This is a genomic window from Paracraurococcus ruber, assembly GCF_004353985.1.
GTDB classification, from domain to species: domain Bacteria; phylum Pseudomonadota; class Alphaproteobacteria; order Acetobacterales; family Acetobacteraceae; genus Paracraurococcus; species Paracraurococcus ruber.
In genome coordinates this window covers 1-11,965 of record NZ_SMOA01000176.1, presented here as the reverse complement: position 1 = coordinate 11,965, position 11,965 = coordinate 1, and the positions used below count along the sequence as shown (strand labels likewise).

13 protein-coding genes are annotated in these 11,965 nt (G+C 74.3%); 4 read left to right on the top strand and 9 right to left on the bottom strand.

All coding sequences use genetic code 11. The features are described from left to right. The 3 genes from E2C05_RS22700 to E2C05_RS22690 all read right to left on the bottom strand — a co-directional run. Positions 1-226 (bottom strand): hypothetical protein (locus tag E2C05_RS22700; RefSeq protein ID WP_205082976.1); only part of this gene is annotated, 226 nt, incomplete at its 3' end. Positions 227-236: 10 nt separating this feature from the next. Beyond that, a complete protein-coding gene (gene thpR / locus E2C05_RS22695; RefSeq protein WP_192912507.1) occupies positions 237-773 on the bottom strand; it encodes an RNA 2',3'-cyclic phosphodiesterase in 537 nt (178 codons plus the stop codon). A 36-nt stretch (positions 774-809) separates the two neighbouring features. Next, on the bottom strand, positions 810-1,409 hold the full coding sequence (locus E2C05_RS22690; protein ID WP_240046834.1) for an arylesterase: 600 nt from the start codon (positions 1,407-1,409) through the stop codon (positions 810-812). An 88-nt stretch (positions 1,410-1,497) separates the two neighbouring features. Here E2C05_RS22690 and E2C05_RS22685 point away from each other — a divergent pair, with 88 nt between their 5' ends. Then, complete coding sequence (locus E2C05_RS22685) at positions 1,498-2,217, top strand: ABC transporter ATP-binding protein (protein ID WP_133221925.1); 720 nt, start codon at positions 1,498-1,500, stop codon at positions 2,215-2,217. A 51-nt stretch (positions 2,218-2,268) separates the two neighbouring features. Beyond that, positions 2,269-2,427, top strand: coding sequence for a DUF6726 family protein (locus tag E2C05_RS22680; protein WP_133221924.1), 159 nt, complete (start codon positions 2,269-2,271; stop codon positions 2,425-2,427). 199 nt (positions 2,428-2,626) lie between these two features. Here the strand turns inward: E2C05_RS22680 and mltG are convergent, their stop codons facing one another. From mltG to fabD, 6 genes are all read right to left on the bottom strand, one after another. After that, on the bottom strand, positions 2,627-3,613 hold the full coding sequence (gene mltG / locus E2C05_RS22675) for an endolytic transglycosylase MltG (protein ID WP_133221923.1): 987 nt from the start codon (positions 3,611-3,613) through the stop codon (positions 2,627-2,629). 130 nt (positions 3,614-3,743) lie between these two features. Beyond that, a complete protein-coding gene (gene fabF / locus E2C05_RS22670) occupies positions 3,744-5,018 on the bottom strand; it encodes a beta-ketoacyl-ACP synthase II (protein ID WP_133221926.1) in 1,275 nt (424 codons plus the stop codon). Between the two features lie 55 nt (positions 5,019-5,073). Then, positions 5,074-5,313 (bottom strand): acyl carrier protein, encoded by a 240-nt coding sequence (locus E2C05_RS22665; protein WP_133221922.1) that lies wholly within the window; start codon positions 5,311-5,313, stop codon positions 5,074-5,076. Positions 5,314-5,634: 321 nt separating this feature from the next. Beyond that, a complete protein-coding gene (locus E2C05_RS22660) occupies positions 5,635-5,874 on the bottom strand; it encodes a hypothetical protein (protein WP_133221921.1) in 240 nt (79 codons plus the stop codon). Positions 5,875-5,988: 114 nt separating this feature from the next. After that, complete coding sequence (fabG, locus tag E2C05_RS22655; RefSeq protein ID WP_133221920.1) at positions 5,989-6,729, bottom strand: 3-oxoacyl-[acyl-carrier-protein] reductase; 741 nt, start codon at positions 6,727-6,729, stop codon at positions 5,989-5,991. Between the two features lie 393 nt (positions 6,730-7,122). After that, positions 7,123-8,082 carry an ACP S-malonyltransferase gene (fabD, locus tag E2C05_RS22650; protein ID WP_133221919.1) on the bottom strand — a complete coding sequence of 320 codons (960 nt, stop codon included), beginning with the start codon at positions 8,080-8,082 and terminating at the stop codon, positions 7,123-7,125. Positions 8,083-8,350: 268 nt separating this feature from the next. Here fabD and E2C05_RS22645 point away from each other — a divergent pair, with 268 nt between their 5' ends. Continuing rightward, positions 8,351-8,923, top strand: a complete 573-nt coding sequence (locus E2C05_RS22645) for a hypothetical protein (RefSeq protein ID WP_133221918.1) — start codon at positions 8,351-8,353, stop codon at positions 8,921-8,923. Positions 8,924-9,305: 382 nt separating this feature from the next. Next, on the top strand, positions 9,306-11,921 hold the full coding sequence (locus E2C05_RS22640) for a bifunctional diguanylate cyclase/phosphodiesterase (RefSeq protein WP_133221917.1): 2,616 nt from the start codon (positions 9,306-9,308) through the stop codon (positions 11,919-11,921). Positions 11,922-11,965 lie beyond the last annotated feature (44 nt).

Sequence of the window (11,965 nt, the reverse complement as noted above, 5' to 3'; positions counted from 1 at the left end):
GGGGCCGGTGCGGCGCCTGGGCCGGCGCCGGCAGGGCCGGCGGCGCGACCAGGCAGGGGTCGCAATGCGCATGGCCGGCGGAGGCGGGCGCCAGGGGGTCGGGCACATGCCGCACCCCGCCATCCGCCGTGCAGATGGGCATGGTCGCGGCCGGCGCCGGCCGCAGCGCCGCGAGCGGCGCCAGCAGCAGGGCGAGCGCCAGCAGGCCCCGCGCGAACGCCCGCACGGCGCCGGCCTCAGGCCAGCTCGTACTCCACTTCCGGCACATAGACCGCCGCATCCTTGCCGAGGCGCGAGGAATAGAGGGTGAAATGCTCCACCGCCACCGGTGGCAGGCGGAACAGGTTATGCGCCTGCACGAAGCCGACGAGCTTCTCCGGGGCCGCCTTGTCCGTGCGGGCGAGCGTCACATGCGGGGCGAAGCGCCGCCGCTCCGGCTCCAGCCCGATCCGCTGCAGCGCCGTCTCCACCTTGGCCTGCAGGAAGGACAGGCCGTCGGTCTTCTCGACACCGACCCAGAGCGCGTTGATCCGCCCGCCCTTCTCGAAGGTGCCGACCCCGCGCAGGCAGAGCCCGAAGCCCGGCGCCCGGATGGCCGCCAGCGCCTCGTCCACCTCCTCGGCCCGCCAGCTCTCCACCTCCCCGATGAAGCGGAGCGTCAGGTGGTAGTTCTCCGGCGGGACCCACCGGGCGCCGGGAATGCCGCCGGCGAGCAGGGCGAGCTGGGCCTTGATGGCGGCCGGCAGGGCGAGGGCGACGAAGAGTCGGATCATGGGCCCATGTCTCCTGTCAGTCGTCACGTGATGGCGCTACCCGGCGGGCGCCCGCGGCACCCGTTCGAGCAGGGCCTCGACCGAGGGCAGGATGCGCCGCACCACCTCCTCCACCCCCTTCGCATTGGGGTGGATGCCGTCCGGCTGGTTCAGCGCCGGGTCGGCCGCCACGCCTTCGAGAAAGAAGGGGTAGAAGACCAGGTCGGGCCGCGCCCGGGCGAGGTCCTGGAACATGGCGGCGAATTCCTGGCCATAGGCGGCGCCGAAATTCGGCGGGGCCAGCATGCCGGCGAGCAGCGTCGGGATCCGCCGCGCCGCGAGCCTGTCCAGGATGCCGGTCAGGGCCGCCCGGCTCTGCGCCGGCGGCAGGGCGCGCAGCCCGTCATTGCCGCCCAGCGCGACGAGCGCCGCCTGCGGATTCTCCGCCAGCGCCCAGTCCAGCCGGGCGAGGCCGCCGGCGATGGTGTCGCCCGAAACGCCGGCATTGATCACGCGGACCTGGCGGCCGCGGGCGCCCAGCGCCGCCTGCAGCCGCGGCACGAAGCCCTGGTCCTGTGGCAGGCCATAGCCGGCGGTGAGGCTGTCGCCGAGGGCGAGCAGCCGGACCGGCGCCTGGGCGCGGGCCGGCCGAAACACGCCGAAACCGAAAAGCGGCAGGGCCAAGGCTGGCCCGAGCGCCACGCGGCGGCCATATCCGGCGTTCCCACGGACAATACCGGGCCCCATGGACGCCATAGACAGCCACTCCCGATCCCTGGCCGATGCCGATTCCGCCGAAGCGCTCATCGCGGCCAGGGACCTCCGGTTCAGGGTGGCGGGGGCGGCGGGGGAGGTCAACATCCTCCGCGGCGTCGATCTGGCGATCCGCAAAGGGCAGGCGGTCGGGCTGGTGGGGCCATCCGGGTCGGGCAAGACCTCGCTCCTCATGCTGCTGGCGGGGCTGGAACGGCCGACGGGCGGCACGCTGCGGGTCGCCGGCCACGACCTCTCCCGCATGGACGAGGACGCGCTGGCGCGGTTCCGGCGGGAGACAGTGGGGATCGTCTTCCAGGCCTTCCACCTGGTGCCGACCATGACCGCGCTGGAGAATGTCGCCGTGCCGCTGGAATTCGCCGGCCGGCGCGATGCCTTCGACCGGGCCGCGGCGGCGCTGGAGGCGGTGGGGCTGGGCCACCGGCTCGGCCATTATCCCGGCCAGTTGTCGGGGGGGGAGCAGCAGCGGGTGGCGCTGGCGCGCGCGACGGTGGCGGAGCCGCCGCTGCTGCTGGCGGATGAACCCACCGGCAACCTCGACCGCGCCACCGGCCAGGCGGTGATGGACCTGCTCTTCGGCCTGCAGGCGCGGCTGGGCACCACCCTGCTGCTGATCACCCATGACGAGCATCTGGCGGCGCGCTGCGGCCGGGTGGTGCGGATGGAGGATGGCAGGGTAGTGGAGGGCTGAACGGCCGGGCACCCGGCGGCGTTTCCCATGAAACGGCAAGGGATTCCGCCGATGCGCCTTGGTATTCTCCTCCTGGCCTGCCTCGCCCTGGCGGGCTGCGGGCTGGTCGCCCTGCCCTTCCGGGTGACCGGCGACGTCATCCAGGCGGTGCCCGTGATCGGCAAGCCGATCGGCGCGCCGATCCATGCGGTGGGCGACGTGATCGACTGACGCTCCGGCGCCGGGGCCGTCCGCCCGGCCCCTGGCGCCGCGCTGCCCATGGATGGCGCGCGGCGATGCCGGCGGTGCCGCGCGATGGCGTGCGCCACGCGCCGCATCGGCCGGCGGCGCGGCGCTGCGATGCGGCGTGCCGGCCGGCTTGCCAAGGGGCCGGTCCGGCCGGCCGCCTCGAGCGCGTCGCCTTGCCGCCTCAGCGCTGCGCGCTGTCGGCCCTTCGCCGCTCGATCTCCCGCCACCGGGCGACGTTGCGGTTGTGCTCCTCCAGCGTGCGGGCGAAGGCGTGGCCGCCTTCCCCATTCGCCACGAAATAGAGGTCGTCCGTCTGCGCCGGCCGGGTCACCGCCCGCAGCGCCGCCACGCCCGGCGCGGCGATGGGGGCCGGCGGCAGGCCGCGGATGCGGTAGGTGTTGAAGGGATGGTCGCGGTCGAGATCGGCGCGGGTCAGCGGCCGCTCCAGCGCGCCGCCCTCGGCCGCTGCATAGGCGACCGTGGGGTCGGACTGCAGCGGCATGCCGCGCCGCAGGCGGTTCAGGAAGACCGCGGCGATGCGTGGCCGCTCCTCCGGCAGCGCCGTCTCGCGCTCGACGATGCTGGCCAGCACGAGCGCCTCGCGCGGGGTCGCCAGCGGCAGGCCCTCGGCCCGCTCGGCCCAGATCTCCGCCAACGTCCTGGCCATGGCGGCCTGGGCCCGCCGGAGCAAGGCGGCACGGTCGAATCCCCATTCCCAGGCATATGTTTCCGGCAGGATGCTGCCTTCCTCCGGCACCGGCACCTCGCCGGTCAGCCCCTCCGTCCCGCGCAGCAGGGAGGCGACCTGCCTGGCGGTTAGGCCTTCCGGGATGGTCAGGCGGCGCTGCACCGGCCGCCCCTCCCGCAGGATCGCCAGCACCTGTTCCAGGGATGCGCCGGCGGGGAAGGCGAATTCGGCCGCGCGCAGCGCTCCCTGGCCGCGCGTGGCCAGGGCGGCGGCGGCGAAGGCGCGGCCATCCTCGATGACGCCGGCCTTCAGCAGGGCGGCGGCGATCGCCTCCGTCCCGCCGCGCGGCACAAGCACCTGGGCAGGCACGGCGAGCGGGCCCGGGGCGCGATAGACGCGCTGCGCCTGCCAGGCGCCGACCCCGGCCAGGGCGCCCAGCACCAGCAGGACGAGCAGGAGGCGGCGGATGGCCCTAAGCATGCGGCGCGGCTGGCGGAAGCGGCGATGTCATCGCGGCAGAACGGGCGGGCGGGCCGGGCGACCCGTCCCGGTCACGACACAAGCCGGCGACCGGCGGCGCATGGCAGCCGGCGCCGCCCCTCGCCCGGGGTCAGGGGGCCGCGCCGAAGACGATGCTGGCGTTGGTGCCGCCGAAGCCGAAGCTGTTCGACAGCGCCACGCGGATCGGGCGTTCCTGCGCCACCTTGGCGACGCGGTCGATCGGGCTGTCCTTCGACGCCGTCTCGAGGTTCAGGGTCGGCGGCGCCACCCCGTCGCGGATCGCCAGCACCGAGAAGATGCCTTCCACCGCGCCGGCGGCGCCGAGCAGATGGCCGATCGCCGACTTGGTCGAGGACATGGCGAGGCCGCGCGCGTCGCCGCCCCAGAGCCGTTCCACCGCGCCGAGCTCGAGGTCGTCGCCGAGCGGCGTCGAGGTGCCGTGCGCGTTCACGTACTGCACATCGCCGGGCGTCAGGTTGGCGCTGCGCAGCGCCGCCTTCATGGACCGGTAGGCGCCGTCGCCCGTCTCGGACGGGGCGGTGATGTGGTAGGCGTCGCCGGACATGCCGTAGCCGATCACCTCGGCATAGATCTTGGCGCCGCGCTTCTTCGCGTGCTCCAGCTCCTCGAGCACGAGGACGCCGGCGCCCTCGCCCATCACGAAGCCGTCGCGCCCCTCATCCCAGGGGCGGGAGGCCTGCTGCGGCGTGCCGTTGTAGCCGGTGGAGAGCGCGCGGGAGGCGCAGAAACCGGCCATGCCGATCTCGCTCACCGCCGCCTCGGCCCCGCCGGCCACCATCACGTCGGCATCGCCGAGGGCGATCAGCCGCGCCGCATCGCCCAGCGCATGCACGCCGGTGGCGCAGGCCGTCACCGCCGAATGGTTCGGGCCCTTGAAGCCGAACTTGATCGAGACATGCCCCGAGGCGAGGTTGATCAGCGCCGAGGGGATGAAGAAGGGCGAGAGCCGCTTGGCCTTCCCCTGGAAGACCTGCACCGAGGCTTCGTAGATCGTCGGCAGGCCGCCGATGCCGGACCCGATCATGACGCCGGTGGCGCAGCGGCCCTCCTCGTCGTCCTCGCCGGGCTTCCAGCCGCTGTCCTCGACCGCTTCCGTCGCCGCCACGATGGCGAGCTGGATGAAGCGGTCCATCTTCTTCTGGTCCTTCACCGGGATCCATTCGGACAGGTCGAGCCCGCCCGTCTCCCGCGTGCCGGCCGGCACCTGGCCGGCGATCTTCGCCGGCAGGTCCTTGGTGTCGAAGGACTGGATGGCGGCGATGCCGCTCTCGCCCGCGACCAGGCGCTTCCACACGTTCTCGACGCCGAGGCCGAGCGGGCACGCGATGCCCATGCCGGTGACGACAACCCGCCGCGGGGCGATCCCTTTCGCGAACACGCTCAGCCTCTTCGTCTGGTCTCGGTGCGCCGCGTGGCCGTCAGGCCGCCTTCTGGCTCTCGATATAGGCGATCGCGTCCTTCACGGTCGTGATCTTCTCGGCCGCGTCGTCCGGGATCTCCACGCCGAAGGCCTCCTCGAAGGCCATCACCAGCTCGACGGTGTCGAGGCTGTCGGCGCCCAGGTCGTCGATGAAGGACGCATCCTCGGTCACCTTGGCCTCTTCCACGCCGAGGTGCTCGACCACGATCTTCTTTACCTTCTCGGCGGTCTCGCTCATCGCCTGGTATTCTCCTGATTGCGGCGCGTGTGTTGGCGCGTGGCTGGATCTGGCGCGGGCCGTGCCCACCGGCACGGACCATGCCCGGGCGTCCCAAAGAGCCCGGGGGGGTAACACGGAACCCGGAGCGCGCCTAGGCGGTGTTTGCTGACCTGGCAACCCCCCCTCCGCCGCCTGTGCGGGCGGCCCGGGGGGCCTGCATGCGGCACGCGACGCGCCGTGACCGGGGCGCGCGCCCGTCGGACGCCCGGTGCCGGACACCCGCGCACCGCCGCCGTGACCCGGACGCGGTCCCGCGGATGTGCGCGGCCGTGGGCCGGGTCAGCGCTGCGGCGGGATGACCGACAGGGCGAGCCGGGCGAGGCCGCTCATCGCCTCGATCGCCGCGCCCGGCGTCGCCAGGCAGGCCAGCGCCGCCACGGCGGCGAGATGCGGGCTGCCGCCCTGCAGCAACACGGCACAGGGCGCGGCCAGCGAGGCGCCGCCGAGCAGCCACCAGGGCCCATCCGGCCAGGGCCCCATCAGCGCCGCCGAAGGCTTGGGAAACCGGGCATTGTCCACGCGCGCCATCCGCCGCCTCGCCTGCCTGGAGGGACTCAGCGGCCCAGCCTAGCGGAGGTTGCGTTGACGATGCCCGAACATTCGCGCGGGAAAGGCGGGCCCGGCGGCCCTGCCTCAGATCATCGCCATGCCGCCATTCACATGGATGGTCTGGCCGGTGACCCAGCCGGCCTCGGCGCTGGCCAGGTAGACGACGGCGCCGGCGATGTCCTCCGGCGTGCCCATCCGCGCGCTCGGGATCCGCTCCAGCAGCTTGCCGCGCGCCGCCTCCGGCAGGGCATCGGTCATCGCCGTCTTCACGAAGCCCGGGGCGACGACGTTCACCGTCACGCCGCGCGTCGCCACTTCCTGCGCCAGCGACTTGCTCATCCCGATCAGGCCCGCCTTCGCCGCGGCGTAGTTGGCCTGGCCGGCATTGCCGGTGACGCCGACGATGGAGGCGATGGAGACGATCCGGCCATGCCGCTTCTTCATCATCCCGCGCAGCGCCGCGCGCGCCAGCCGGAAGGGCGCGTTCAGGTCCACCTCCAGCACCGCCGCCCAGTCGGCATCGCCCATGCGCAGCGCCAGCATGTCGCGGGTGAAGCCCGCATTGTTCACCAGGATGTCGCAGGCGCCGAGCGCCGCCTCCACCTGCTCCACCAGCTTCGGCGCCGCGGCGGGGTCGGCGAGGTCGGCCGGCGCGACCAGCACGCGCTGCCCGCCCAACTCCTCCGCCAGCGCGTCCAGCTCCGCCGCGCGCCGGCCGGTGATCGCCACATGCGCCCCTTGCGCATGCAGGGCCTTCGCGATCGCCGCGCCGATGCCGCCGGTGGCGCCGGTGACGAGCGCGACCCTGTCGTCGAGTCGGAACATGCCGTGTCTCCTCAGGCCAAACGCTGCTGCGGGACCTGCCGCGCATGGCCCGGCGGCGGGTCCCCGATCATGCCGTGCAGGGCGTCGCCCCGCGTTTCGTGGACGGGCCGCGCCCGGGGCGCGGGCATGCCGGTCCGGGCGCCGGCCCCGCCGTGCCGCCGGTCGCCGGGCGGGCAGGGATGGCGGAGCGACCGCCAGCCGCCGAAGCACGCGCCGGCCCTGCCGCCGCGTACTGCCATCCCGCCCGGGCGCGCGAGCACCCCGCGCCGCGGGCGATCGCCCTGCGGGCCAGGGCGGGGCACGTCGAGCGCGGTCGGACGATCCCCGGGCAGGTGCCCCGGGATTGGCTCCTTCCCGCCGGAAGGCGCGGCGCGACCCCGCCGCCCCGCGTCATCAAAGGGATTTCAGGAGCGCCTCGACCTCGGCCGGCGTGCCGACCGCCGAGGCCGCCGCGTCGGGCGCGTTGCGCTTCGTCAGGCCGGTCAGCACCTTGCCCGCGCCGATCTCGACGAAGCGGTCGCAGCCCATCGCCGCCATGGCGGCGACGCATTCGCGCCAGCGCACCGTGCCGGTCACCTGCTGCACCAGAAGCGCCCGGATCTCGGCCGGGTCCGTCGCCTTCGCCGCCGTGACATTGGCCACGACGGGCACCACCGGCGCGGCGACCGCGGCCCCCTCCAGCGCCTCGCCCATCGCCTCCGCGGCCGGGGCCATCAGCGGGCAGTGGAAGGGCGCGGAGACCGGCAGCCGCATGGCCCGCTTCACTCCCAGCCCGGGCGCCGCCGCCACCGCGCGGTCCACCGCGGCGGCATGGCCCGAGACCACCACCTGCCCGCCGCCGTTGTCGTTGGCGATCCCGATCACCTCGGCCTTCCCTGTCTCCGGGTCGGTGCGCGCGACCTCGCAGATGGCCTTCGCCTGGTCGAGATCGGCGCCGAGCAGCGCGGCCATGGCGCCGGTGCCCGGCGGCGTCGCCTTCTGCATCGCGTCCCCGCGCAGCCGCAGCAGCCGCGCCGCGGTCGCCAGGTCGAAGGCCCGCGCCGCGGTCAGGGCCGAATACTCGCCGAGCGAATGGCCGGCGACCAGCGCCACCCGCGCCGCCAGGTCGAAGCCGCCTTCCTTCTCCAGCACCCGTAGCACCGCGATGGAATGCGCCATCAGCGCCGGCTGGGCATTGGCGGTCAGCGTCAGCTCCTCCGCCGGCCCCTCGAACATCAGCTTCGAGAGCTTCTGCTTCAGCGCCTCGTCCACCTCCCCGAACACCTCGCGGGCGGCGGGAAAGGCGGCGGCAAGGTCCCGACCCATGCCGGGGGCCTGGCTGCCCTGGCCAGGAAAGACGAAGGCGAGGGCCATGGCGGTTCTTCCTTGTTGGCAGGGCCGTGCGATGGGCGCGCGGGGTACAGGCTTGGTCACCCGACTGTCAACTTGGCGGCCGGCCCGGGCCCGTTCCGGCCTTAACCGCAAAGTCACCGCCGGCGGCCCAGCCTGCGCACCCCCGAAGGATCTGGGACAGCGCCATGCAGGATGCACGCAGCCCGGCCGTCAGGCGGCCGCCACCCGATTTCCGCCGGCCCGGCCACGCCGCCCGGCCCGCCCCCGCCCCGCCGCGGGACTGAGGCCGATGGACCTCGCCATGTCCCTGCCGGAGCGCCTGCTGCTGGAAGGCGTCTTCCAATGCGCCGGGCGCTACGTGGAATTCGGCGCCGGCGGCAGCACCTGCCTCGCCGCGGGGCTGGTGCGGCAGGGCATCATCTCGGTGGATTCCGCGCCGGCCTGGCTCGACCAGGTGCGGGAGGCCTGCGCGGCCCGCGCCCTGCCCGTGCAGCCGGTCCTGGTGCACGCCGATATCGGCGAGACGGGCCCCTGGGGCTACCCGGCCGATGCCTCCCGCCGGGAGGCCTGGCCGGGCTACCACGCCGCGCCCTGGGCGCTGCCCGGGGCGGCGGATGCGGATCTGTGCCTGGTGGATGGCCGCTTCCGGGTCGCCTGCTGCATGCAGGCGCTGCTGCACTGCCGCCCAGACACGCTGGTCGCGATCCATGATTTCGCGCCGCGCCGTCGCTACCACGTGGTGCGGGAGGTGGCGCGGGAGGTCGCTGCGGTGCAGACCCTCTCGCTGTTCGTCCGCCGGCCGGATTTCGATCCCCGCCTGGCCCAGGCGATCCTGGCGGCGCATGCCTTCGAGCCGAGCTGAGACCGCCGGCGAGGCCCGCATGCGCCGCTGCCGTCGGGCCAGGGCGCATCTCGGGCCGTTGCGCCCTGTCTTGCCGAGAATGTCTTGCCGGGGATGTCTCCCGATGCCGTCTGCCCGAGGGTGCCGTGCGCCGGCGCCGGCGCCGGCCCGATGCCGGGGCGCGGCGGGCCGCGGGTCTCGCCCCGGCGCCCCGTCCATGGCACCCGGCCCAAACCCCCCCCCCCCACCCGTCTCGTGCGGCGGGATGCGGACCATTATGCGTCACTTAAGGTCTGGACCCTAAACCGGACTCCCTTCCGGGAGACACCGCCGTGGTCCTGCCGCCCTTCTCCGCGACCCCGTGCCGCCGTCCTGCGGCCGGCCGGCGGGGCACCCGCGTCGCGTGACGCCGCGCTGGCTTTCCTGGGCCCGGCTGCGGGCCGTGGCGCCGGAGGCTTGCACCGTCGCCGCCCTGCTGGCGGCGGTCTGGGGCGGCCTGGCCGCCTTCATCGCCTGGCAGCGGCACGAGGATGCGGTCGACACCCTGGTCGCGGCCCGCCGGCTGGCCCTCGCCTCGCAGGAAAGCATCGCCCGCCGCACCGATGTGATCGACAGCACGCTCCGGCTGCTGCGCAGCGTGCGGGAACGCGGCTATGCCGAAGCGGTGGTGACGGCGCTGGCCCAGGCGGGGGCCGACGGCCCGTTGTTCCAGATCGCCTTCATCGGCCCCGATGGCCGGCTGCTGAGCAGCAACCTCGAACCGGTCACCTCCCGGCTCGACCTTTCGGACCGCGAGCATTTCCGCATCCATGCCGACAATCCCGGCCGCGACGAGCTGTTCGTCAGCCTGCCGCTGATCGGCCGCGCCTCCGGCAAGCCGTCCATCCAGTTCAGCCGGCGGGTCGGCGATGCGGAGGGCGGGTTCGGCGGGGTGATGGTCGCCTCGCTCGACCCCCGGCTGCTGACCGAACTCCATGCCGGCATGGGCGATACCCGCGGCACCCTCTCGCTCTACGGCACGGATGGCCGGCTCCGGGCGCGGTCGCCGGCGGGGGAGGCGGGGCTGCCGCCGGCGCTGGAGCAGCGCCTGGCCGAGGCGGCGCGACGCGGCGATGCCGGGGACCTGCTGCCCCTGCCGGGGGAAACGGCGCCGGCCATCGGCGCCTATGCCCGCGTCCCCGGCCGGCCGCTGAGCGTGGCGGTCACCTTCGACCGTGCGGATGCGATCGCCCGGTCCGCCGCGCGGCGGCGGCTGGAGACCGGCGGCGCGCTGGCCGTCAGCCTGCTGGTGATCCTGGGCGGCATCGCCCTCGGCGCCCGCCGGCTTCGCCTGGCGCGCTCGCACCGCGACGCCGCCAACTCGCGGGAGGCGCTGCGGGCCGCGGTCGAAGGCATCAGCCAGGGCATCGTCAAATTCGACCCGGCGGGGCGGGTGGTGCTGGCGAACCGCCGGGCGGCCGAGATCCTCTGCCTGCCGCCCGCCGCGCTGGCGGCGCGGCCGCGCCTGGTGGACCTGATCGCGGCGCAGCACCGCCGCGGCGAGTTCGGCGAGGAACATCCGGATTTCGACCGGATGCTGACCATCGCGCCCGAGGAATGGACCGACATCTCCCGGCTGCATGTCTATGAGCGGACGCGGGCCGACGGCACGGTCATCGAGGTGCGGACCCACCCGCTGCCCGATGGCGGCGCGGTGCGCACCTATACCGACGTGACCGAGCGCCGCGCCGCCGAGGAGCGGGCGCGGCACTTCGCGCTGCACGACCCGCTGACCGGCCTGCCGAACCGCCTGCTGCTGGCGCAGCGGCTGGACGCGGCGACGCGGCAGGGCCAGCCCTGCGCCGTCCTGTTCCTCGACCTCGACCGCTTCAAGCCGGTGAACGACCTGTTCGGCCACCAGACCGGCGACATGCTGCTGCGCGCCGTCGCCTCGCGGCTGCGGCCGGAGCTGCGGCCGGGCGACATGCTGGCGCGGCTGGGCGGCGACGAGTTCGCCGTCATGCTGCCCGAGGCCGGGGAGGCGGCGGCGACCGCGCTGGCCGACCGCATCGTCGCCCTGGTGTCCGCCCCCTTCGAGATCGAAGGCCTGGTGCACGGCATCGGCGTCAGCCTCGGCATCGCGCTGCATCCGCGGCATGGCCTGTCCGGCACGCAGCTGCTGCGGGCCGCCGATGCCGCGATGTACCGCGCCAAGCGGGCGGGCAAGGGCACCTGGGTGGTGTACGAGGACAGCATGGGTGAGGCTGCGGCGGAGCAGCTCACGCTCGAGCAGGATGTGCGGGACGCGCTGCGGAACCGCGAATTCTTCCTGGCCTACCAGCCGGTCTGCGACGCCGCCTCCACCCGCGTCCTGGGGTTCGAGGCGCTGATCCGCTGGCGGCATGCGCGCCGCGGTGCGGTGCCGCCTTCGGTCTTCATCCCGGCGGCGGAACGCGCCGGGCTGATCGTGGCGATCGGCGACTGGGTGCTGGAGGCCGCCTGCGCGGAGGCGGCGGGCTGGCCGGCGCCGATCCGCGTCGCGGTGAATTTCTCCCCGCCGCAATTCCTGCTGCCCGACCTCTGCGACCGCGTGCGCGCGGTGCTGCGGCGCACCGGGCTCGACGCCTCCCGCCTCGACGTGGAGGTGACCGAGGGGCTGGCGCTGGCCGATGCCGACATCGTCCTGCAGAACATGCGCGGCCTGCGCGAGATGGGCGTGCGCATCTCGCTGGATGATTTCGGCACCGGGAATTCCAGCCTCAGCTATCTCTGCCGCTTCCCCTTCGACAAGCTGAAGATCGACCGCAGCTTCGTCCTGAACCTGGGCGACGACGACGGGTCGCGCGCCATCGTCTCCTCCGTCCTCAGCCTCGGCCGCAGCCTGCGCATGACGGTGGTGGCGGAAGGGGTGGAGACGTCGCTGCAGCTGCAGGCGCTGCAATGCGACCAGATCCAGGGCTATCTGCTGGGCCGGCCGCTGACGCCCGACCAGGCGCGCGCGCTGCTGGCGCAGCAGGCCACCCTGGCCGCCGCCGCCTGAGGCGGCCGCGCGCCGCGGTCGCCGCCCGGCCCGCCATGGCCCGG